Raw genomic sequence first — 22,839 nt, forward strand, 5'->3', positions numbered from 1 at the left:
CGCATTCATAGTTAAGCGACGATAGCCTAGGAGATACACCTGTACCCATGCCGAACACAGCAGTTAAGCCCTAGTACGCCTGAAGTAGTTGGGGGTTGCCCCCTGTGAGATAAGGGAGTTGCTTAGCGAATTGGGAGTTTAGCTCAGCTGGGAGAGCATCTGCCTTACAAGCAGAGGGTCAGCGGTTCGATCCCGTTAACTCCCATTTTATTAATAAGCGGGTGTAGTTTAGTGGTAAAACTACAGCCTTCCAAGCTGTTGTCGCGAGTTCGATTCTCGTCACCCGCTTTGAATTTTTCAAAAATTCAATTTACCAAACTATTAGTTTGGGCGCGTAGCTCAGATGGTTAGAGCGCACGCCTGATAAGCGTGAGGTCGATGGTTCGATTCCATTCGTGCCCATTAATATAATGGTCCGTTGGTCAAGGGGTTAAGACACCGCCTTTTCACGGCGGTAACACGGGTTCGAATCCCGTACGGACTATCATTTAGGGACGAAAGTCCTTTTTTTGTATAGTAAAAGCATTCTATTTTTAGAATGCTTTTACTTAAATAATTGTTAATTCATCAGGTAGCAATATTGTTTCTTTGCCTTTTCGATCGATTATTAAGATTGTTTGAGGGTAGAAAGGGTCAAAACGATGTTGTAAGTCAACAGTTAGAATATTCTTATTTCCTTCTTGTGAGAATGTGATGGAGATTTTTCCTTTATTATTTTTTAGCTTAAATGTTAGAATATGCTTTAAAGGTAGAACTTCTTTTAAATAGTTATCAATGATATACCAAATGGAATCTATTACATTGGCTGGTATGGATGTAATAATTCCAAAGCTTGCGTAACGTCCTTTGGTTTGTGTAAAGGCCATCTTTGCCTCCTTTTTATTCTGTATAAGAAAAAAGCCTGTTAATCAGGTTTTTCTTAGTTATGCGACTTTATCGATTTCGTAGTTCTAAATAACGTTTGTACCAAATATTGACATAGTCTTGGGAAAATGGGCCACGTTGATTGTTGATCCAGTCTACTAAAATTTTGACATTTTCTTTTAGAATATAATCAATATCTGTGGAGTAGTTCATCTCTTTGCGATGTTTTTCATATTCATCAACATCTAAGAGGCGTTTTTCTCCATCTGTGAAGACTTTGACATCCAAATCATAATCAATATATTTTAGGGCTTCTTTATCAAGGAGAAAAGGACTTGCCAAATTACAATAATAGGAGACACCGTTTTCTCTAATCATTGCAATGATGTTAAACCAGTATTTTTTATGGAAGTAAACAATAGCAGGTTCTCGTGTCACCCAACGACGTCCATCGTTTTCTGTGACTAAGGTATGATTATTGACTCCAATAATGGCATTTTCTGTTGTCTTTAGTACCATGGTATCGCGCCAAGTTCGGTGCAATTCCCCGTTGTGTTTGTAACTTTGAATTGTAATAAAGTCGCCTTCTTTCGGCTGTTTCACGTTGTTACCAACTTTCTACAATTTCAATTTTATCTTCTACATTATATCATACTTTTAGAAAATAGGGTAGATTAGAGATAGTCTCTCAATGCACTTTTAATGGAATCATAATCGTAACCTCTTCTTGCTAAGGATTGTGTGAGCCTTTGTTTTAGTTCATATCCTTCGTATTTTCGAGCGTATTTTCGATGTTGTTTGTCCAGTTCTTTATGAAGAAGTTCCAATTCAGTCTCTTCATCTTTTTCAAATGCTAGGTTAGGCAGGATTGTTTTGATGCTTTGGTAAGTAAAGCCTTTGTTTATCAATTGCTGTGTTATCTTATCTTGCAAGGCTTTGGTTGGTAATTTCCCTTGGTATTTTCTGAGAATTTTCTCTGCTACTTTTTGGATTTGTTCTGAAAAATCTGTTTCACTAATTAGGGGATTAAGTATGTGTTTTGAAATCCCTTTTTGAGCCAGTTTTTGCTGAAGGACCATCGGGCCCTTGTCTCCAGAAGTAAGATTTTGTTGGATATAGGTCTGGGCGTAGTCGTAGTCATCAATCCATTTTTCTTGTTCTAATTCATTGATGATTTTTTGAATGGTAGTTGATTCGATATCATATTTTTCGAGGTATTGGGTTGCTTCTTTTTTGGTTCGTTTCTTAAAAGAGAGATAGTAGAGGGCAAGATTTTTTCCGTACGATAATTGGGCAAAGGATTTGATTTGTTGAAACGTTTTTTCATCTACCTCCTTATCTTTTGACAGAAAGAATTTTACAATGGTATCCTCAGTGATGTAACAAGTTTCTTTGTGATCAAGCTCTAGGAGATAGAGTCTTTTTTTCTTTTCTAGTTTCGTAATTTTCATTGTCTTTCTTTCTATCCAAATGCTTCGTAGGCTGCAACCAGCCGTAATTTTTCAACGTCTATCTCTTCTCTGCCGTAACAATCTAAGAAATAGTCGCCGTAATCATCATTTCCTAAATTAAAGTTTAGAGACCATATAACCCAGTAGAGGTCAATGTGTCTGTCACTGTAACCTGCAAGCCCAAGATCAATGAAAGATGAGAATTGTGAGGCATCTTTCAATAAGATATTTGGCAGACAAGCGTCTCCGTGGATAAAATCATTTGCGTCCAAATGACAAGGTGGATTGGTGATAAGGTTGTATGCTTCTTCTTTGCTTTGGATTTTAAAACGTGGCAAGAGGGCTTGTTGATAGAAGTTCCCTTTTTCATAATTTTTGAGGGCGGTGTTGTGGTAGGAAGGAAGGCGATTGCTTATCTGATCCTTATCAGGTTTTTGTTTGTGAAGTTCTTTTAGGCAATTGGCGATGGTTTGACAGACTTGTTTGGGATGGTCTAATAGTAAATGAGCAGGGCTTCCTTTTCCTTCTTTTGTAATAAGGTAATCAAAGGGATCTTGTGAAAAATAGGTGACGAAGGGAGCAGACAGTTTGTTATCGGAAAAATACTTTGTGAGGGCTGCTTCCTCTTTTAGTTTGCCATGGTGATCTACTTTCAAATAGTAGCCATTTTGCAAATTTAGAACGGTAGCTCCAGAGTGTCCGGAGCAGTCAATCCAGTCGGTCTTGGTTAGGTAGGATTGGATTTCTTTAGGGAATTGTTTGGGTAATTGCATTGTCTTCATATGCTTTATTGTATCATATTATTTAAACTTGTTGCGGAAGAGTGGTATAATGGGGATATGAATGTTCAAGTAAAACAACGGATTCCGCTGAAAATTAAGCGGATGGGGATCAATGGTGAAGGAATTGGTTTTTATAAGAAAACGCTGGTGTTTGTGCCGGGTGCCCTAAAAGGAGAAGAGGTTTTTTGCCAGATTACGGCAGTGAAGAGGAATTTTGTTGAAGCCAAAGTTTTAAAAATCAATAAAAAGTCGAAGTTTCGAGTAGAACCTGCTTGTGGGATTTATGAAGCTTGTGGTGGGTGTCAGCTCATGCACTTGCGGTATGACCAGCAGTTGGATTTTAAGGCCGATTTGCTGAGACAGGCTTTAAAAAAATTTCAGCCAAATGGTTTTGAAGACTATGACATTCGGCCAACTTTAGGCATGGATGAGCCTCAGTATTACCGGGCAAAGTTGCAGTTCCAAACGCGTTCCTTCAAGGGCAAGGTAAAAGCTGGATTGTATGCTGAAAATTCTCACCGCTTGGTGGCTATTCAAGACTGTTTGGTGCAGGATCAGACAACACAGGCTATCATCAATCGTGTGGCTGATTTACTGACAAAGCATAAGATTCCAATTTTTGATGAGCGAAAGCAGCAGGGAGTTCGAACAGTTATGGTGAGACGGGCCCGTCAAACGGGTCAGGTTCAGTTGATTGTGGTGGCTTCGAGGCATTTAGATCTTCAATCCTTTATTCGAGAATTGACGGCTGAATTTCCTGAGATTGTGACGGTTGCTTTTAATCTCCATACAAAAAAATCTAGTGAAATTTATGGTGATAAGACGGAAATTCTTTGGGGGCAAGAAACGATTATAGAGTCTGTTTTGGATTATAGCTTTTCGCTTTCGCCACGGGCTTTTTACCAGCTGAATCCAGAGCAAACAGAAGTTTTATACAGCGAAGCAGTCAAGGCCCTGGACATCAGGGGAGATGAAGACTTGATTGACGCTTATTGCGGGGTTGGGACCATTGGCTTTGCCTTTGCCAAAAAAGTCAAATCAGTCAGAGGAATGGATATTATCCCTGAAGCGATTGAAGATGCACGGAAAAATGCTACGCACATGGGCTTGGCTAACACCTACTACGAGGCTGGAAAAGCAGAGGATATCATCCCGAAATGGTATAAGGAGGGCTATCGAGCTGATGCCTTGGTTGTAGATCCTCCTCGGACAGGATTGGATGAAAAATTATTGGCAACGATTCTGAAGTACCAGCCTGAGAAAATGGTCTATGTCTCCTGTAATGTTTCGACCTTAGCCAGAGATTTGGAGCAATTGGCCAGGGGCTATGAGGTCGTGTATATTCAATCAGTGGACATGTTTCCACATACAGCAAGGACAGAAGCGGTTGTGAAATTGGTGAAAAAATGAGAAGAAACTGGTTATGACCAGTTTCTTCTTGATTTTATATTTTAAAAATAATATAATGAATTTAAGAAAAGGAGAGGAGATGCTACATGCTTCATACAGAGAATGACAAACCTCTTTATTTACAACTGGTTGATGTGTTAGAAAATAAAATACGTGAAACCATGACGGCTAATGAGAAGCTGGCTTCCGAACGTGAATTGACTCAAATTTATAATGTTAGCCGTATCACTGTGCGGTTGGCTTTAAAAGAACTCGAGAGTAGAGGATTGCTCTATAAAAAACATGGGAAGGGTACCTATGTTTCAGAAATTTCAGATTCTATGGTGGACTTATCGTCCATGTATAGTTTTACAGAGCAAATGAAGAAAATGGGAAAGGATCCTGAAACCAAGGTTTTGTCCTTTCAAACGGTTGAAGCAACCGAGCATATTGCTAAACAAATGCACTTAGAACAGGGAGAATTGGTATTTGAAATCGAGCGGTTGCGAATGGCCAACCATATTCCGATGATGGTGGAACGAACTTATGTCCCGCAGTCGTTGTTTGCAGAGCTGACGGCTGAAATGCTGCAAAAGCGGTCTTTATATGATTCTTTTCGTGATTTGGGACAAGTTGTCCGACAAGCAGACGAGGAATTTTATGCTAGCATTGCCTTAGAAAATGAAGCACAACACTTGAATATTGCAATTGGAAATCCGGTACTGCATGTAGTGAGAAAAACCTACAATACAAAAAATCGGGTGATTGAATACACATTTAGTATTGCGCGTGCAGACCAATTCCGTTACCACATTTCACATATACAGATAGATTAAAAAAGAGGTCCGGGGGACCTCTTTTTCACGAGCCAAGAAAAAGCAGAGCGAGTAGAGGTCCGGGGGACCTGATTTCACGAGCTAAGAAATTAAGAAATGAATAGTGGTTTTACAAGCTCAGAAGAGATCATTATGCAATCAAAAAGAAAACAAGGGCTGAGGGAATTCTCAGTCCTTATTTATTCGCTGCAATTTCAAATTTAAAGAATTTCCAGTGTTTATAGGTTTCGATGTATTCTAAAATTTCATCGCTGTTGCTTTTTTGAGTAATGCGGTTTTGGAATACAGTTGGTTCTGTTGTAGCGATTTGTAAGTGTTCTGCTACAAAGCCAGGTGTCGGAAAGACAACTTCGTTGGTTTCCACGAATGGTTCTTCTGACATATGGATATTAAAATCTAATTTAAAACGTTGGTAAATGGATTGGTAATGGTCCAGCGGTGCAGCATCTTGTTGGATATAGCGGGCTGGAATATAAGATTGGTGGTAGATATAAGGGGTATCACTGGTTGTTCTGACACGAACGATTTTATAGTAGTATTCACTCTTGTCCAATTTGAGTTTGGCTAGAATCTCAGGAGAATTCCCTCTTTCACAGGATAAAACAGTGACGGTGTCATCATCCATAGGAAATAATTCGATGTCAGAAAACTCGACCAATTTGCCTTTGCGAGAGCGAGAGACGAAGGTCCCTTTTCCTTGTTGGCGAACCAAATAACCATCCTTTACGAGTTCGTTCATTGCACGAATAACTGTGATGGAGCTGACATTATATAATTTGGTTAGTTCTGCTTCTGTATAAAATTTATCGCCATTTTCAAATTTTCCAGAAATGATTTGCTGGCGTAGTTCGTTTTGTACTAATTGGTACTTAGGTACTTTCATACAATCCTTCCTTTCTGATATGTTATATATCTTATTATACTAAATGTTTACAAAAATTTTAAGAAAAAAGATAAAAAATTTTTAAAAAAAGTACTGGACATAACCAGTAAACTATGTTAATATAATGATATAAAAGAAAACGGTTGCACAAGGAGGAAGAAATGAATGAATTTCAAATAAGAGAAGAGTTCTATTTGAATGGACAACCATTTAAAATTCTATCCGGTGCCATACATTATTTTCGTGTTCATCCAGATGACTGGTATCATTCGCTATATAATTTAAAGGCTCTTGGCTTTAATACAGTTGAGACCTATGTTCCTTGGAACATGCATGAGCCACAAAAAGGTGAGTATCAGTTTGAAGGTATTCTGGATTTGGAAGCCTTTATCCAACAAGCACATGATTTAGGTTTGTATGCTATTGTTCGGCCGACACCTTACATTTGTGCAGAATGGGAATGGGGAGGCTTACCTTATTGGCTAATGAATGAAGATGTTCGTGTTCGTTCTAGTGATCCAGCTTTTTTGAAACATGTGGATGATTACTATGCGGTCCTTCTTCCTAAATTAGTCAAACACCAATTCTCTAAGGGTGGCAATATCCTCATGTTCCAAATTGAGAATGAATATGGCTCCTATGGACAAGAAAAAGCTTACCTGAGAGCTGTTGGAGAGTTGATGAGAAAGCATGGCTTAACGGCCCCATTCTTTACATCAGATGGCCCGTGGAGAGCAACTCTTCGAGCTGGTAGCATGATTGAAGATGATATTTTGACCACAGGGAACTTTGGATCTAGGGCTAAAGAAAACTTTGCCATGATGCAAGATTTCTTTGATGAATATGGCAAAAAGTGGCCTCTCATGTGTATGGAGTTCTGGGACGGCTGGTTCAATCGCTGGGGTGAGGAAATTATCCGTAGAGACCCGGATGAATTGGTTGAAGCAGTTATGGAAGCCATTGAATTGGGGAGTGTCAACCTGTACATGTTCCATGGCGGCACTAATTTTGGCTTTATGAATGGTTGTTCGGCTCGTGGGCAAACAGACTTGCCACAAGTAACTTCTTATGATTACGATGCACTCTTAGATGAAGCTGGGAATCCGACTAAGAAATTCTATGCTTTACAGAACAAGTTAAAAGAAAAGTTTCCTGATGGGGATTACAAAGAGCCACTGATAAAGGGGAGTAGGAGCTATCCTGCTGCAACATTAGTAGATAAAGTAAGCCTCTTTGCTAGTTTGGAAGAAAAACGATCAACTGCTACTGGTTTTTATCCAGAAAATATGGAAGAACTGGGACAAGCAACAGGATATGTCTTGTATCGTACGCATATCGAAAAAGACAAGGAGGAGCCAGAACGCTTCCGCATCATTGATGCTAGGGATCGGGCACAGCTTTACCGAGACGGTGAATGGATAGCCACCCAATACCAGCATGAAATTGGTGAGGACATTGCACTGGAATTAAAAGAAAAGCACTCAGAAATTTCGATTTTGGTGGAAAATATGGGGCGTGTGACTTATGGTCACAAGTTAACAGCTCCTACTCAAACCAAGGGGTTGGGACGAGGAGCCATGGCCGATCTTCACTTTATCGGCAATTGGGAAATGTACTCGATTCCATTTGAGGAAAGCCAGTCAATTGATTTTTCAAAAGGTTGGCAAGAGGGGCAACCTGCCTTCTATCGCTACCAGTTTGAACTGGATCAATTAGAAGACACTTATCTCGATATGACAGGATTTGGGAAAGGTGCGGTGCTGGTCAATGATCATCATATTGGTCGTTTCTGGGAGAGAGGGCCTCATCTCTCACTCTATCTTCCAAAAGGTTTCTTAAAGAAAGGTCTCAATGAAATTGTGGTCTTTGAAACAGAAGGTCAGTATCGAGAGAGTGTTTCGTTCTCATCTCAACCAGTTTATAAAAATTTACAACAAGAAGAAAGGAAAGAATAGATTTTCTATTCGAGGTAGATACTATGGCAATTATTGCTACACGTATTGACGGTCGTTTGATCCACGGTCAGGTGGCAAATCTTTGGACAACAAAGTTAAACATCAGCCGTATCATGGTTGTGGACAACGATATTATCAATAATGACTTGGAGAAAACAGCCTTGAAATTGGCGACACCTCCAGGCGTGAAACTCTCTATTTTGCCAGTTGAAAAAGCGGCAAACAATATCTTAGCAGGTAACTACGATTCACAACGCTTATTGATTGTAGCCCGTCGCCCAGATCGCTTCTTAGGATTATTAGAAGCAGGTGTTCAATTCCCAGAGTTGAACGTCGGCAACATGTCCCAATCAGATGAAACACGTTCTGTGACACGTTCCATCAATGTGGTGGATAAAGATATCGCTGATTTTGATGCGATTGAAGCAAAAGGTGTGAAACTGATTGCTCAAATGGTTCCAGGCGATACCCCTCAAGACTTTATGCCGTTGTTGGCAAAAGTCCGTTAATTTCGTTTCCAATTTTATAAAAAATTTTTAGGAGGAACATCATTATGATTCAATGGTGGCAAATTTTACTACTAACCTTGTATTCAGCTTATCAAATCCTTGATGAGTTGACCATCGTATCATCTGCAGGTTCACCTGTCTTTGCAGGTTTCATTGCAGGTTTGATCATGGGAGATGTGGGTACAGGTTTGGTTATCGGTGGTAGCTTACAGCTTACTGTACTCGGTGTTGGTACATTCGGTGGTGCATCTCGTATCGACGCAACATCTGGTGCGGTACTTGCGACAGCTTTCTCAGTTGCACAAGGTATTGATCCAGAAAAAGCTATTGCAACAATTGCAGTTCCAGTAGCCTTGTTGATGGTTTATACAGATATTTTGGGTCGTTTCTCAACTACTTTCTTTGCACACCGCATTGACAAACATATTGAAAACTTCAACTACAAAGGAATTGAACGTGACTACCTCATGGGTGCGATTCCTTGGGCACTCTCTCGTGCACTTCCAGTCTTCATTGCTCTTGCCTTTGGTTCAGGTGCTGTTAAAGCACTCACTGATGCTGTTGAGAGTGTACAATGGTTAGCAAATGGTTTGACACTTGCAGGTCGTATGCTTCCAGGTCTTGGTTTTGCAATCTTGCTCCACTACTTGCCAACAAAACGCAATCTTCACTACCTTGGTTTAGGATTTGCAATTACAGCGATGTTGACAACTGTCTATGGTAACTTGTCATCTGTTGCAGCAGCGGTTTCTGGTATTATCGGAGAAGCTGGTTTGGAAACAACTGTATTTGATGCAGCACCTTTCAAAGGTCTTCCAATGATTGGTATTGCTATTATCGGTGCAGGTCTTGCCTTTATTCACTACAAAAATAGCCAAAACGCGCCAGTAGTGGTAAAAGCTGAAGTTTCAGAAAGCGGGGAAATTGAAGATGACGAAATCTAATTATAAATTAACAAAAGCAGATTTTAATCAAATCAACAAACGTAGCTTGTTTACCTTCCAATGGGGTTGGAACTACGAGCGGATGCAGGCTTCTGGTTACCTCTACATCATTTTGCCACAATTGCGTAAAATGTATGGAGATGGCACACCAGAATTGAAAGAAATGATGAAGATGCACACGCAGTTCTTCAACACTTCAAACTTCTTCCACACCATTATCACTGGTATTGACCTTGCCCTTGAGGAAAACGAAGGGGTAGCATCTAAAGATGCGGTTGCAGGTATTAAAACTGGTTTGATGGGACCATTTGCACCGATTGGTGACTCTATCTTTGGTTCTTTGGTGCCAGCGATTATGGGTTCTATCGCAGCAGGTATGGCGGTTGAGAAAAATCCAGTCGGTATCTTGCTTTGGGTTGCAGTGGCCATTGCCTATGACATCTTCCGTTGGAAACAATTGGAAGTAGCCTACCGTGAAGGTACAAAATTGGTAACCACTATGCGTGACCAATTGACTGCGATTGTGGATGCTGCATCTGTAATGGGTGTCTTCATGGTCGGTGCCTTGATTGCAACTATGATCAACTTTGAATTGTCACTAGATATTTCAACTGGTGTGAAAACAATTAATGTCCAAGATTTGATGAACCAAATCTTCCCACGTTTGGTGCCAGCTATCTTTACAGGATTTGTTTACTGGTTGCTTGGCCGCAAGGGTATGACTTCTACAAAAGCAATCTTCATTTTAATTGCGATTGCGATTGCTAGCTCTGCCTTTGGTTACTTTGTATTGGGTATGAAATAATGGGAAAACAACTAATCTTAGTCAGTCATGGTCGTTTCTGTGAGGAATTAAAAAAGAGTACAGAAATGATTATGGGGCCACAAGATAGCATTCACGCAGTTGCTCTTTTGCCAGAAGAAGGTCCAGAAGATTTCCAACGGAAATTTGAGGCCTTAGTGGCAGATATGGATGATTATGTTGTCTTTGCAGACTTGCTTGGTGGTACTCCATGTAACGTGGTTTCTCGTCTGATTCTTGCTGGTGCACCTGTTCAACTCTATGCAGGGATGAATATGCCGATGGTTATCGGATACTTAAATGGTGTTCTAGTTGGCGAAGAGGTCGATTATGTGGACTTTGCTTCCAATAATATTCAACATGTCAATGCCATGCTGGCTTCTGATGATGACGATGAAGATGAATAGCAGCTTGTGTCAGTAATTGAAATATCCTAGAGAGGGGTTGGGTGGTTATCCAATCCCTCTCTATTTTTGGGGGATAAAATATGGTATGATAACAGTGTCGAAAAATAGTTGTATCAATAAAAAGGAACGTGAGGTGAAGAAATGGGAAACATTATTGAGAGTTCATTTGGAACAAAACAAGCCAAACTTTTTCGATTGACCAATAAAAATGGCATGCAATTGAGTCTGACCAATTTTGGTGCTCGAATTGTCGAAGTGAACATACCAATTGATGGTCACTTGCGAAACGTGAGTTTGGCAGCTTCTTCTGATACGGAGTACTTGGAACAAGATACCTATGTCGGAGCGACAGTGGCTCCGGTAGTCGGTCGGATTTCAGGTGCCAAAACGGTGATAAAAGGGGAGACGGTTCATTTCACAGAAAATGAACCCGGTAAAACCTTGCATAGTGGCGAGGATATCTCAACCGTTCAGTATTGGGGGAGTGAAGTTGACGAAACCAATAATCAGGTTCGTTTTCACTTGAGCCTTGCTGACGGACACAATGGATTTCCAGGTCCAGTATCTCTGACAGCCACTTTTACCTTAACAGATGAAAATGAAGTCAAGGTAGACTTTAAAGCCCAATCAGAAAAGGACACGGTTTTCAATCCGACCAATCATGTCTATTTCAATTTGAGCGGTGACTTCTTCCACAGTGTTGCGGATCACCAGTTGAAAATCCATGCGGACCGCTATGTTCCCCTTGGAGAAGGCAACCTCCCTACGGGAGAGTTTGCTTCTGTGGTAGGAACGCCATTTGACTTTAGGGAATTTGCTCCGCTAGCACAAGGTTTGGAGTCGGATTTTGAGCAGAATGTGTTGGTTGGTGGCTATGATCATCCTTGGGAACTCAAAGATGTGGACGTGCCAGTTGAGGTCATCAGTCCGGATGAAAAAATTCGTCTCTTGATGCGCAGTAATCAACCAGCCGTTGTCATCTATACCTACAATCATGGACCAGAAGGGCTGGCAGAAAAGCACGGCGCCTTTAGTTTGGAGTGCCAAGGTTTTCCAGATGCTTGTAATCTTGATGGCTTTTGTTCGATTTTATTGGAAGAAGGAGAAACTTATGAGAGTTCCTTCTCCTATCAATTTCTTTTTTAAGATTGTTTCCTTCCAACAGGCCTCGTTTTACAGGCCTGTTTTTTCATATCCAAATGCCAGGAGAGTGTGATATAATAGGGAAGTACAGAAGGAGAAAATCTATGAACACGATTGATCTCACAATCCCTGTGGCCCAAGTGGTTGACCAGCATCCAGAAGTATTGGACTTGTTGGTGGAACTTGGCTTCAAACCCTTGGCCAATCCCATTATGCGCAATACCCTGGGGAAAAAAGTCTCTCTCCAGCAAGGAGCCAAGATGCAGGGTATAGACATCGAAACCATTAAGAAAACCCTCGAGTGGAACGGCTATGAGGTGATAGGTAGCAGTCTATGACAGATGATAGAATTCATGTTTTACGCGATATTTTAATTGAGTTACACAATGGCGCCAGTCCAGAATCCGTCCAAGAGCGCTTTGATGCGACCTTCTCAGGTGTCTCTGCCATTGAGATTTCCCTCATGGAGCATGAACTCATGAACTCCGATGCGGGTATTACCTTTGAAGATGTGATGGAGCTGTGTGACGTCCATGCCAATCTGTTTAAAAATGCAGTGCAGGGAGTGGAAGTGGCCGATGTGGACCACCCGGGTCACCCTGTTCGGATTTTTAAGGATGAAAACCTGGCCTTGCGAGCGGCCTTGATCCGGGTTAGACGGCTCTTTGATTCTTACGAAGAAGAGATGGATCTGGCTTCGCTGGTAGAAATTGAGAAGGGACTCAAACGGCAAGTAGAGTTGGTGGGGCAGTTTGACCGCCACTACCAACGAAAAGAAGAACTCTTTTTCCCAATTATGGAATCCTACGGCCACGATTCGCCACCAAAAGTGATGTGGGGAGTGGATGACCAAATCCGGGACTTGTTTAGAGAGGCCAAAGATAGTCTGGCACATCTCAACAAGGACAATCTGCCAGCTGTTCGGACAGCCTTTGAAGCCTTTGCGACGGAATTGGAATCCATGATTTTCAAGGAAGAGTCTATTTTACTCATGATTTTATTGGAGTGCTTTACCCAGGATGATTGGTTGCAGATTGCTGCTGAGAGCGATGTCTATGGCTACACCATTATTCGACCTTCTGAAAAATGGGTGCCACACCGTGAAGTGTTCGTACAGGAACAGGACTTAGCCCAAGGGGCGACAGACCAGCTAGCTGCCAATACCCAGATCATTGAGACCCCGCAGGGGCGTTTGACCATTCAATTCACCCCCAAAGAAGAGGTGGTTGATCGGACGACGCCACAAGCCTTTGGCAATGGTGTCCTGTCGGTGGAAGAGGCCAACTTAATCCTCAACCATCTGCCCATGGAGATCACTTTTGTCAATAAGGACGATGTCTTCCAGTATTACAACGATGCGGTGCCGTCAGAGGAGATGATCTTCAAACGGACACCGAGTCAGGTCGGACGACATGTGGAACTCTGTCACCCGCCCAAGTTACTGCCGAAGGTCAAGGCCATATTTACCGCCTTGCGAACAGGGAAAAAGGATAAATTTGAGATGTGGTTTCATTCGGAATCACGTGGGCAATTTGTCCATGTGACCTATGCTGCCTTACGGGACAAGGATGGTGAATTCCAAGGTGTATTGGAGTATGTACAAGACATTGCCCCTTACCGGGCCATTGACACAGATTTTTACAGAGGAATTGGTGAGGAAGACACGGAGTGAATTACGAACAAACATTTTTAAAAGAATTTGAAGAATGGGTGCAAACCCAAATCGTGGTCAATCAAATGGCCATGGAGGAAAGCCGGCGCGTGCTGGAAGAAGACAAGGATGAGCGGGCGGCAGACGCCTATATCCGCTATGAAAGCAAACTCGATGCCTATCAGTACATTCAAGGGAAGTTTGAAAACTACAAGGCTGGAAAGAACTTTCACGACCTACCAGACGGCTTGTTTGGCCAAAGACATTATTAACTAAGAAATCAAAAAGGAGAAAATAAATGGCAAAGAAAAAAATAAATCGGAAAAAACTCTTAAAGAGACAATGGAATGAATTGAAAAAAGCAGGCAAATCCTTAGTGGGTGTTGCGGCAGACAAGACCCAAGAGGCTTTGGACAATGTCGCTGAAGCAACTGGAAATGTGGTCGAAGCTGTCACCGAACGTGTCAACGACGTGGTTGAAAACGTTAACAAAAAGACTGAAAAAGCCAAGAAAGATGGCAAAACAGTTGCGAAAAAAGCCGAAACAGTGGCAAAAGAGACAAGTGAAAAAGTTAAGAAAGAAACCAAAAAAGCAGCCTCTGATTTTGAGAGTTTTGCATCTTCATTGGAAGGTGTTGCAGCAGGACGCTTGGAAACTTTCTATGCAGAAGGGATTCAGTCGGTCAAAGACTTTGCCAAATGGACTGAAAAAGAACTCTTGGAACTCAAAGGGATCGGTCCAGCTACCATCAAACAATTGAAAGAATTGAATATTAAGTTGAAGAAATAGGTTGGCCATTCGAATCAGATTGGAGATTTATGACAAATAAGACTAAAAATAGTTTGAAAATCATTTTCTTATTTCTAGGCCTCTTTCTAAGCAATCTCTTGGTTTTCAAGGTGTTGAGCCTGCTTGGATTTCCCATTGACATGACTGCTTTGAGCTACATCGTGCCACCATTGTGTGCTACGATTGTTCTTCTGTTATTGGGAAAAAGGTAAAAAATACGAAAACGGATGATTGTTCATCCGTTTTTCTGCTGTCCAGAAAATGCCTCAATCTGCTTGCCTTTTCTTGTGAAATCTGTTAGAATAAAGCCATTCAGAGGTGTTTTGTGAACACAACCTTACAGAAAGCGGTGGTGCTGAGAAATCCGCAGGTTGGACAAAACTGGTTGCTGAGGACATCATGTGATAAGAACAAAGTTGCGGGTGCAAACCCGAATCTGGGTGGTACCGCGGAAATCGTATTGAAATTCGTCCCTGTCTAGCGTATGCTGGGCGGGGATTTTTGTATCTAAAAAGGAGAAAGCCTGATGGATTTAAATCAATTGGATATTATTGTAAAAGAAGTCCCTCAAACCAGTGAGGCATTGGAGCGTTTACTGGGAATGTCGGCAGACTACAAGGATGATCATTTTGCTCAGTTTACGGTTGGCAGTCACTGTTTGATGGTGTCTGATAAGGCCATCGTGCCACTGGAGCATTTCCAATCCGGTGTCATTCTACATGTCCAAATAGAGGATGTGGATGGCAAATACCAAGCCCTGCAAACAGCTGGGGAGACCATTTTAACCTCACCAACGGCTACTGACTGGGGGACATACTCCCTCATCGTTCAAGGTCCTGAGGGCATTGTTCTTGATTTCTATCAATTCAAGGAGGTTTAATATGGTTACGAGTCAAGAACAACCAATCAACACTAACTTACCAAACCTTGAAACGGACCGCCTCTACCTGCGCGAGCGCACTGTGGCAGACGCAGAAGCTGTTTTTGCCTATGCCAGTCTGCCTGAGGTGACTTGGCCAGCAGGCTTTCCACCCGTCGCAACCGTGGAAGATGAGGTTTATTACTTAGAACACGTCCTGCCCAAGCACAATGCTGACCAGAATTTGCCAGCTGGGTATGGGATTTGCCTCAAGGGAACGGACAAGGTCATCGGATCAGTTGATTTTAACCACCGCCATGCGGACGATGTTCTAGAAATGGGCTATACCCTGCATCCAGATTTTTGGCAACAGGGCATCATGACCGAAGCCTGCCAAGCCTTGTTAGAGGCCGGTTTTACGCAGCTTAACCTGCACAAGATTGAAATAGCGTGCTTTGACTACAACCAGGCCAGTCGCAAACTGGCTGAGAAGCTCGGCTTTACCCTAGAAGCCACCATTCGTGACCGCAAGGACGCCCAAGGCAACCGCTGTGCGGATCTGAGGTATGGATTGCTTAGGAGTGAGTGGGAGAGAGGAGCGAATGCATGAATTTGTTTAAAATAAATCAAAATAATTTATCTAGTCTAGAAGAAAAAACTTTTAAATTAGAACGGGAGCTTCAACATCTTTTTGAAGAAAATCTTACAATAATTACAGGTTTGGAATTTATAAGTAGTGAATTTTCCATTCAAAATCAACGTTTAGACACCCTAGCTTTTGACCATGAAAATAACGCTTTTGTTATCATTGAATACAAGCGATCGACCAACAACAGTGTTTTAGATCAAGGGGTATCTTATCTTAATACATTATTAAAATATAAAGCTGATTTCGTTTTAGAATACCAAGAACAAACAGGAAAATTACTAACTAAAAAAGATATTGATTGGTCACAAAGTAAAGTAGCTTTTGTTTCACCCAATTTTACACCTTTTCAAAGACAAGCTGTCGATTTTAAAGATTTAAATATTGAACTATGGGAAGTCAAACGCTTTACCAATGACATATTAGTTGTGAATGGTATTGTTAAATCTGAAAATGCCCCAAGTATAAAAACATCCACATCTGAAGAAAATTCAGAATTGGCATTAGTTACTAAAGAATTAAAGACATACTCCGAAGAAGATTTATTAGTAAATAAATCAGATGGCATAGTTGAATTATATGAAACCTTTAAGCAGGCTATATTTCAACTGATACCAGATAGTAATTTAGTGGCAACTAAGCTATATATGGCTTTCAAACAGAATAAACGGAATATAGTAGATATTGAGATACAAAATAAACAATTAAAATTATTTATTAATGCGAAGTTTGGAGAAATTGAAGACCCTAAAGATCTTGCCCGTAACGTTTCAACAATAGGTCACTATGGTAATGGTGAGTACGAAATAAAGGTAGTTAATACCAAACATCTTGAATATATTATGAGTTTAATTAAACAAATCATTTAAAGAAGGAGCAAAACTAATGTCAAAAGAACTTTCCCCTAAATACAACCCAGCTGAGGTTGAGGCTGGTCGTTATACGAAGTGGCTTGAAGCGGATAGCTTTGCGCCGTCAGGCGATGCTGAGGCCAAGCCTTATTCTATCGTGATTCCACCGCCAAACGTGACGGGTAAACTCCACTTGGGTCACGCCTGGGACACGACCTTGCAGGATATTATTATCCGTCAAAAACGCATGCAGGGCTATGATACCTTGTGGTTGCCAGGGATGGACCACGCAGGGATTGCGACCCAGGCTAAGGTTGAGGAGCGCCTGCGCGAGCAGGGGATTTCCCGTTACGACCTCGGTCGCGACAAGTTCCTAGACAAGGTCTGGGAATGGAAGGACGAGTATGCGTCTACCATCAAGGAGCAGTGGGGCAAGTTGGGACTTTCCCTTGATTACTCACGCGAGCGCTTCACCCTTGATGATGGCCTCTCAGATGCGGTTAAGAAAGTTTTTGTGGAACTCTACAAAAAAGGCCTCATCTACCGCGGTGAATTTATCATCAACTGGGATCCCGCTGCCCGCACAGCACTTTCTGACATCGAGGTGATTCACAAGGATGTCGAAGGGGCTTTCTACCACATGAACTACCTCTTGGAAGACGGATCTGGTGCCCTTGAAGTTGCGACCACGCGCCCTGAGACCATGTTTGGGGATGTGGCTGTTGCAGTCAATCCAGAAGACCCACGTTACAAAGACTTGATTGGCAAGAACGTTATCCTACCAATCGTGAACAAACCGATTCCAATCGTCGGCGATGAGCATGCTGATCCAGAATTTGGAACAGGTGTCGTAAAAGTCACCCCAGCCCATGACCTCAACGACTTTGAGGTCGGCAAACGCCATGATTTGCCACAAGTCAATGTTATGAACGATGACGGAACCATGAATGAGCTGGCTGGGGAATTTGACGGCATGGACCGATTTGACGCCCGCAAAGCGACGGTTAAAAAATTAGAAGAGCTTGGCCAGTTGGTCAAGATTGAACAACGGGTTCACTCTGTTGGCCACTCGGAGCGTTCAGGTGCCGTGGTGGAGCCACGCTTGTCCACGCAGTGGTTTGTTAAGATGGACCAGTTGGCTAAAAATGCCATTGCCAACCAAGAGACCGAAGACAAGGTATCCTTCTACCCACCACGCTTCAACGACACCTTCCTCCAATGGATGGAAAATGTCCATGACTGGGTGATTTCCCGTCAGCTCTGGTGGGGTCACCAAATCCCTGCCTGGTACAATGAAGCTGGGGAGATGTATGTTGGCGAAGAAGCACCAGAAGGCGACGGCTGGGTTCAAGACGAAGACGTCTTAGACACTTGGTTCTCATCTGCCCTCTGGCCATTTTCAACCATGGGTTGGCCAGACGAAGAGGCGGCTGACTTTAACCGTTATTTCCCAACGTCAACCTTGGTCACAGGTTACGACATTATCTTCTTCTGGGTGTCTCGCATGATTTTCCAATCCTTGGAATTCACAGACCGCCGTCCATTTAAAAACGTCCTGATCCATGGGCTCATCCGCGACGAGCAAGGTCGTAAGATGTCTAAATCTCTGGGCAACGGAATTGACCCGATGGACGTGATCGATCAGTACGGTGCGGATGCCCTGCGCTGGTTCCTGTCAAACGGCTCTGCCCCAGGACAGGATGTCCGTTTCTCCTATGAGAAGATGGACGCCTCATGGAACTTCATCAACAAAATCTGGAACATTTCCCGCTATATCCTCATGAACAATGAAGGGCTGACGCTGGCAGATGCCAAGGCCAATGTCGCAAAAGTAGCGACTGATCAGGCTGGTAACGTGACCGACAAGTGGATCCTCCACAACCTCAATGAAACCATCGGCAAGGTGACCGACGCCTTTGAGAAATTCGAGTTTGGGATTGCGGGCCATCAGCTGTACAACTTCATCTGGGACGAATTTGCGGACTGGTACGTGGAGCTGACCAAGGAAGTCCTTTACAGCGACAACGAAGACGAGAAAGTCATCACCCGCTCTGTCCTCCTCTACACCTTGGACCAGATTCTCCGCCTCTTGCACCCAATCATGCCATTTGTGACCGAGGAAATCTTTGGCCAAATCTCAGAAGGTAGCATTGTGTCGGCTGATTATCCAGTGGTGAATCCTGCTTTTGAAAATAAAGCTGCGCACCAAGGCGTGGAAAGCTTGAAGGACCTGATCCGTGCTGTGCGAAATAGCCGGTCAGAGGTAAACGTGGCCCCAAGTAAGCCAATTACCATCCTGATTAAGACTGCTGACAGCCAGTTAGAAGACTTCTTCACAGCTAATGTCAACTACATCAAACGCTTTACCAACCCTGAGCATTTGGAGATCAGCTCAACGATTGCAGCGCCAGAATTGGCCATGTCCAGCGTCATCACAGGAGCTGAAATCTTCTTGCCGCTGGCAGACCTCTTAAACGTGGCCGAAGAATTAGAACGCCTCAACAAAGAACTAGCCAAATGGCAAAAAGAACTCGACATGGTTGGCAAAAAGCTCTCTAACGAGCGCTTTGTCCAAAACGCCAAACCAGAAGTCGTAGACAAAGAACGCCAAAAACAAGCCGACTACCAAACCAAATACGATGCGACCAAAGAACGCATCGCTGAGATGGAGAAGTTGGGGAAGTAAGTTATTTTTAGCTGAATAAACCACAATTAAATAGCAGAAACCCCGGCAGATTGCTGGGGTTTTTGGTATAATGGAAGTGAAGAGGGATGATAAAATTGAGAAAAAAACTGGAAGATTTAGTAAAAAATAGTTTAGTTTTAAAATATATTCTACCGACTAATTTTATTAATAATAATGGAGTAGAGGAAGAAATTAAGATTAGTGATTTGACTACTGCTGGAAAAAATGAGTATTGCCTAGAAGGTAGTGATAGTGATATTGCTAAAATTATCTATAATGGCATTATTGAATTTGCCGTGAATGAGTTTGAAATTAACTACGATAGTTTGGACCGTGAGCAAACTAAAGCTATTTTAACTAAGTTAAGGTATGATAAAAATGATTCTACATCAACAAAACTTCAATATGGTTTTTATGGTGAGGTGCTTTTAGATTTAATTTTAAGAATATATTTTGGTACAGATGTAATTCTAGCGAGAGGGTATTTTTATTCTCCTCTGGAAAATAGTGAAGCAAAGGGATTTGATGCTTTTCATTTGTTAGATAATAATGGTAATTTGGAACTCTGGTTTGGAGAAGCCAAATTTCATCAATCGTTTAGTTCAGGCATAACTTCAGTTATAGAAAAAATGAATGCTTCTATTACCGATGAGTATATGAAAAAGCATATGTTTGCTATTATTAACGAAAGAGCAAATATTTCTCATTCTCATAAAGAGTTAGATTCCGTATTGGATAAATGGGATAATGACCCTGAAATAATTCTAGCGGATGAATTAGCTAGTGAAAATATAGAATTAGTTTATCCGATATTTATAGCATTTCAGAAACAGTCAACATATTCTTACGAACAGTCAATTAATTCATGCATTGCTAAAATAAATAAAACTTTAAATAAATTTCCTTTTTTGCCTAGCATAAAAATTAATGTCAGCGTTTTTGTTATGTTACTACCAGTGGAACAGTCTAACCTAGTAAAGGAAGATGTGATTAAATGGATAGAAACCAAAGTACCTCTAATCTAATCAAGGAATTTAATTTATACAAGAATGATCCAAGTAGAAGAGGAGTTTTTGTTAAAGTAGTTTGTGAATATTATGATGAAATTAAAGTAGAAGAGCTTACTGAGAGTGACTTAAATTTTTTGAGATATATGGCTAATGAAGCAGGGGTCCCACAGTATTTTGATTTACTAGATAAAAAATACCAATCGGAAAATTATATTACTCCGACTAGTATGAATTTGCTATCGGTCAGTTCATTTTTAAATGAAGCAAGTTTAACTGTGAACAATCAGATGTTGCATAAATATCAAAAAGAAATACTAGATCAGTTTAGTAGTTTAATTCGAAATAGATATGTTCTTTCAGCCCCCACATCTTTTGGTAAAACATTTTTAATGTATGAAATAATAAAAAAGATAAAATACTCTAACATCTTACTTATTTTTCCTACAATTAGCTTGTTATCGGAAAATTATATGAAATTAACAAGTGATAAATTTTTTGAATTGTATAAAATTCATACATTAAGTGAAATTAAATCAGAGGAATTAGGAGAAAAAAATATATTTATTTATACCCCTGAGAGGTATCTATCATTCTTAGATAATAATGATAGAGATTTCGAATTTACATTTATAGATGAGATATATAAAATTGATAATGATTTCATTATCGATACTGATACACCGGAAGAAAACGAGCGAGATACAGCTTATCGATTAGCCTTAGAATATGCTTGTCGTAATAGTAATGATATGTTATTGGTTGGACCATACATTCAGTTTCAATCGGATATGAGAGAGACGACTTCATCCTTTCAAAACTTTGTTTCAATTAATGATTTTAATATTATTGAATATAACGATGTTGAAATTGTATCTAAAACGCTAGCGCATCTTGACAGAAATAAATTTGAAATTGAAAATACGGTTTATAGGCTAAAAGCTGGAACAAAGAGTATGCAAGAAAAGGTTGTGCAATCAGTACTGCAATTAATATTTAATGAAGGAAGTATTATTATTTATTGTTCGAGCAAAAATGATACAGAAAGATTCGCTAAAAAATTATTAGGTGAGGAAGCATATAATACTAAGTTGGAGCGAAATCAAAGTTCTAGTAGGATTTTTAATATTTTTTTAGAACATATTGAAAGAACGTTTGGATCGGACTGGATAGTTTTTAAGGCACTTAGTAAGAGAATTGGGATCCACAATTCTGGCATACCTAAGTATATACAGAAAGAAATTATAAACTTATTTAATCAAGGAGAACTATTTTGCTTATTCTCTACAACTACAATTACTGAAGGTGTAAATACAACCGCTAAGAATCTCATAGTAACATCTGTAAAAAAAGGAACAAAGCCTTTAAAGCAATTTGATGCTAAAAATATTGCTGGTCGTGCAGGGAGATTTAATAGTCATTATAGTGGTAATGTAATTGACCTAACTAAAGATTTTGTGACAATCATTGATTCTGAACAGGATAGTATTGAACATAGAAATTATGATGAAAATCGTAATAAAACGGATATTGATTTAGAAGTTACACTGGATAATTTTTTAACAGATAATGATAAGATTTTAAAAGAAAACATTGAGCAACTAAAGAAAGAATCAGAATTACCGAGTTTTATTTTCCAATCTTATAAAGTAATCAGTCCTTTAAAAAAAATATCAATGTACAATAGAATTAGAAATATGTCATCTGCTGAGTTACGGAGAATAGACCAATTAAAACAAGCGTTGCAATATAATAGAGGTACAGATTTACATTGGGACGGTTTTCAAACAATTGTCAACATTTGTAAAGATTTTGTAGATAATTCATTTTTAAAAGGATTAATGGAAAGAGAAATTGAGATAAGAGGGAAAAATAGTGTATCTTTACTTGTTATACAGCTATCAAATTACTTGAAGAATGGTTTTTTAGGGATGGTTCAATATTATGTCAATCAGCAAAATAAGCCCAAAGACACCGCGATGAGAGAGACTGCAAATCTGGTGTATACAACATTCAAATATCATCTTGTAAAGTATCTAGGTGTTTTCGATTTATTGTATAGATATCACATATCTAGAATTGATAACAGAAAATTTGATGATATTTCTGGAATTCAAATTCTTTTACAACGCTTAGAATACAGTGCTTTGACTGAAGCGGGTAGAAAACTTAGTGATTATGGTGTTCCATTTGCTTTGGTGAAATATTATGATGAAAATAATAGTCAAAAGAAATTCGATGCATATGAAATGTATATTGATAGTCAAATTCAAAACCTATTAAAGTAACAGAGTTTAATAGAGATTGTTTTACATATCAAGTGTAGAAGATGGTTTGCGATAATTAGACTTAACCGAATAAAACAGTCATAAAATCAACATTTT

At 40.5% G+C, this 22,839-nt stretch carries 24 protein-coding genes, 4 tRNA genes and 1 rRNA gene; 24 read left to right on the forward strand and 5 right to left on the reverse strand.

Annotated features, from left to right (window positions below; genetic code table 11):
* Positions 1–11 precede the first annotated feature (11 nt).
* From rrf to ACVR1I_RS07855, 5 genes are all read left to right on the forward strand, one after another.
* Positions 12–127, forward strand: a 5S ribosomal RNA gene (rrf, locus tag ACVR1I_RS07835).
* A 5-nt stretch (positions 128–132) separates the two neighbouring features.
* Positions 133–205: transfer RNA gene (locus ACVR1I_RS07840), tRNA-Val, on the forward strand.
* A gap of 12 nt (positions 206–217) precedes the next feature.
* Positions 218–288: transfer RNA gene (locus tag ACVR1I_RS07845), tRNA-Gly, on the forward strand.
* Positions 289–328: 40 nt separating this feature from the next.
* Positions 329–402 (forward strand) — tRNA-Ile (locus ACVR1I_RS07850).
* Positions 403–412: 10 nt separating this feature from the next.
* A tRNA-Glu gene (locus ACVR1I_RS07855) sits at positions 413–484 on the forward strand.
* Between the two features lie 64 nt (positions 485–548).
* On the opposite strand, the gene ACVR1I_RS07860 is transcribed toward ACVR1I_RS07855, so the two are convergent.
* The 4 genes from ACVR1I_RS07860 to ACVR1I_RS07875 form a co-directional block, all read right to left on the reverse strand.
* Positions 549–866 carry a DUF960 domain-containing protein gene (locus ACVR1I_RS07860; protein WP_447443470.1) on the reverse strand — a complete coding sequence of 106 codons (318 nt, stop codon included), beginning with the start codon at positions 864–866 and terminating at the stop codon, positions 549–551.
* 67 nt (positions 867–933) lie between these two features.
* Entirely contained in the window at positions 934–1,467 is a 534-nt protein-coding gene (gene ntdP, locus ACVR1I_RS07865; RefSeq protein WP_447443471.1) for a nucleoside tri-diphosphate phosphatase, read from the reverse strand.
* Positions 1,468–1,538: 71 nt separating this feature from the next.
* Positions 1,539–2,315, reverse strand: a complete 777-nt coding sequence (recX, locus tag ACVR1I_RS07870) for a recombination regulator RecX (RefSeq protein WP_447443472.1) — start codon at positions 2,313–2,315, stop codon at positions 1,539–1,541.
* A gap of 11 nt (positions 2,316–2,326) precedes the next feature.
* Complete coding sequence (locus tag ACVR1I_RS07875) at positions 2,327–3,097, reverse strand: phosphotransferase (RefSeq protein ID WP_447443473.1); 771 nt, start codon at positions 3,095–3,097, stop codon at positions 2,327–2,329.
* A 57-nt stretch (positions 3,098–3,154) separates the two neighbouring features.
* Between ACVR1I_RS07875 and rlmD the strand changes: the two genes are divergently transcribed.
* Together rlmD and ACVR1I_RS07885 are read left to right on the forward strand one after the other, a co-directional pair.
* Positions 3,155–4,507: a 23S rRNA (uracil(1939)-C(5))-methyltransferase RlmD gene (rlmD, locus tag ACVR1I_RS07880; protein ID WP_447443474.1), complete on the forward strand. Its 1,353-nt coding sequence runs from the start codon at positions 3,155–3,157 to the stop codon at positions 4,505–4,507.
* Positions 4,508–4,593: 86 nt separating this feature from the next.
* Entirely contained in the window at positions 4,594–5,322 is a 729-nt protein-coding gene (locus tag ACVR1I_RS07885; RefSeq protein WP_447443475.1) for a GntR family transcriptional regulator, read from the forward strand.
* A gap of 175 nt (positions 5,323–5,497) precedes the next feature.
* Here ACVR1I_RS07885 and agaR read toward each other — a convergent pair whose 3' ends face one another.
* Positions 5,498–6,205, reverse strand: coding sequence for a transcriptional regulator AgaR (gene agaR, locus ACVR1I_RS07890; protein ID WP_447443476.1), 708 nt, complete (start codon positions 6,203–6,205; stop codon positions 5,498–5,500).
* A 161-nt stretch (positions 6,206–6,366) separates the two neighbouring features.
* On the opposite strand from agaR, the gene ACVR1I_RS07895 reads away from it, so the two are divergent.
* From ACVR1I_RS07895 to ACVR1I_RS07975, 17 genes are all read left to right on the forward strand, one after another.
* Entirely contained in the window at positions 6,367–8,160 is a 1,794-nt protein-coding gene (locus ACVR1I_RS07895; protein WP_447443477.1) for a glycoside hydrolase family 35 protein, read from the forward strand.
* A gap of 23 nt (positions 8,161–8,183) precedes the next feature.
* Positions 8,184–8,669: a PTS sugar transporter subunit IIB gene (locus ACVR1I_RS07900; protein ID WP_447443478.1), complete on the forward strand. Its 486-nt coding sequence runs from the start codon at positions 8,184–8,186 to the stop codon at positions 8,667–8,669.
* A 44-nt stretch (positions 8,670–8,713) separates the two neighbouring features.
* Positions 8,714–9,613: a PTS mannose/fructose/sorbose/N-acetylgalactosamine transporter subunit IIC gene (locus tag ACVR1I_RS07905; RefSeq protein WP_447443479.1), complete on the forward strand. Its 900-nt coding sequence runs from the start codon at positions 8,714–8,716 to the stop codon at positions 9,611–9,613.
* Positions 9,600–10,418, forward strand: coding sequence for a PTS system mannose/fructose/sorbose family transporter subunit IID (locus ACVR1I_RS07910; RefSeq protein ID WP_447443480.1), 819 nt, complete (start codon positions 9,600–9,602; stop codon positions 10,416–10,418). Before ACVR1I_RS07905 ends, ACVR1I_RS07910 begins: the two co-directional genes overlap by 14 nt.
* Positions 10,418–10,822, forward strand: coding sequence for a PTS sugar transporter subunit IIA (locus ACVR1I_RS07915; protein ID WP_447443481.1), 405 nt, complete (start codon positions 10,418–10,420; stop codon positions 10,820–10,822). Before ACVR1I_RS07910 ends, ACVR1I_RS07915 begins: the two co-directional genes overlap by 1 nt.
* Positions 10,823–10,963: 141 nt before the next feature.
* Positions 10,964–11,968: an aldose epimerase family protein gene (locus ACVR1I_RS07920; protein ID WP_447443482.1), complete on the forward strand. Its 1,005-nt coding sequence runs from the start codon at positions 10,964–10,966 to the stop codon at positions 11,966–11,968.
* 101 nt (positions 11,969–12,069) lie between these two features.
* Positions 12,070–12,303 (forward strand): DUF1858 domain-containing protein, encoded by a 234-nt coding sequence (locus ACVR1I_RS07925; protein ID WP_447443483.1) that lies wholly within the window; start codon positions 12,070–12,072, stop codon positions 12,301–12,303.
* Complete coding sequence (locus tag ACVR1I_RS07930; protein WP_447443484.1) at positions 12,300–13,637, forward strand: DUF438 domain-containing protein; 1,338 nt, start codon at positions 12,300–12,302, stop codon at positions 13,635–13,637. Before ACVR1I_RS07925 ends, ACVR1I_RS07930 begins: the two co-directional genes overlap by 4 nt.
* Complete coding sequence (locus tag ACVR1I_RS07935) at positions 13,634–13,888, forward strand: DUF1912 family protein (RefSeq protein WP_447443485.1); 255 nt, start codon at positions 13,634–13,636, stop codon at positions 13,886–13,888. Before ACVR1I_RS07930 ends, ACVR1I_RS07935 begins: the two co-directional genes overlap by 4 nt.
* Positions 13,889–13,914: 26 nt before the next feature.
* Complete coding sequence (locus ACVR1I_RS07940) at positions 13,915–14,406, forward strand: helix-hairpin-helix domain-containing protein (RefSeq protein WP_447443486.1); 492 nt, start codon at positions 13,915–13,917, stop codon at positions 14,404–14,406.
* A gap of 29 nt (positions 14,407–14,435) precedes the next feature.
* Positions 14,436–14,618 (forward strand): hypothetical protein, encoded by a 183-nt coding sequence (locus tag ACVR1I_RS07945; protein WP_447443487.1) that lies wholly within the window; start codon positions 14,436–14,438, stop codon positions 14,616–14,618.
* Between the two features lie 314 nt (positions 14,619–14,932).
* Positions 14,933–15,286 (forward strand): VOC family protein, encoded by a 354-nt coding sequence (locus ACVR1I_RS07950; protein WP_447443488.1) that lies wholly within the window; start codon positions 14,933–14,935, stop codon positions 15,284–15,286.
* 1 nt (position 15,287) lies between these two features.
* Positions 15,288–15,875: a GNAT family N-acetyltransferase gene (locus ACVR1I_RS07955; RefSeq protein WP_447443489.1), complete on the forward strand. Its 588-nt coding sequence runs from the start codon at positions 15,288–15,290 to the stop codon at positions 15,873–15,875.
* Positions 15,872–16,780, forward strand: a complete 909-nt coding sequence (locus tag ACVR1I_RS07960) for a hypothetical protein (protein ID WP_447443490.1) — start codon at positions 15,872–15,874, stop codon at positions 16,778–16,780. Before ACVR1I_RS07955 ends, ACVR1I_RS07960 begins: the two co-directional genes overlap by 4 nt.
* Before the next feature lie 16 nt (positions 16,781–16,796).
* On the forward strand, positions 16,797–19,448 hold the full coding sequence (locus ACVR1I_RS07965; protein ID WP_447443491.1) for a valine--tRNA ligase: 2,652 nt from the start codon (positions 16,797–16,799) through the stop codon (positions 19,446–19,448).
* Positions 19,449–19,534: 86 nt separating this feature from the next.
* The gene (locus ACVR1I_RS07970; protein WP_447443492.1) at positions 19,535–20,473 is read left to right on the forward strand and encodes a HamA C-terminal domain-containing protein; all 939 of its coding nucleotides are present in this window, start codon (positions 19,535–19,537) and stop codon (positions 20,471–20,473) included.
* Positions 20,443–22,743, forward strand: coding sequence for a DEAD/DEAH box helicase family protein (locus ACVR1I_RS07975; protein ID WP_447443493.1), 2,301 nt, complete (start codon positions 20,443–20,445; stop codon positions 22,741–22,743). Before ACVR1I_RS07970 ends, ACVR1I_RS07975 begins: the two co-directional genes overlap by 31 nt.
* Positions 22,744–22,839: the final 96 nt, after the last annotated feature.

This window comes from Streptococcus cameli (genome assembly GCF_053207365.1).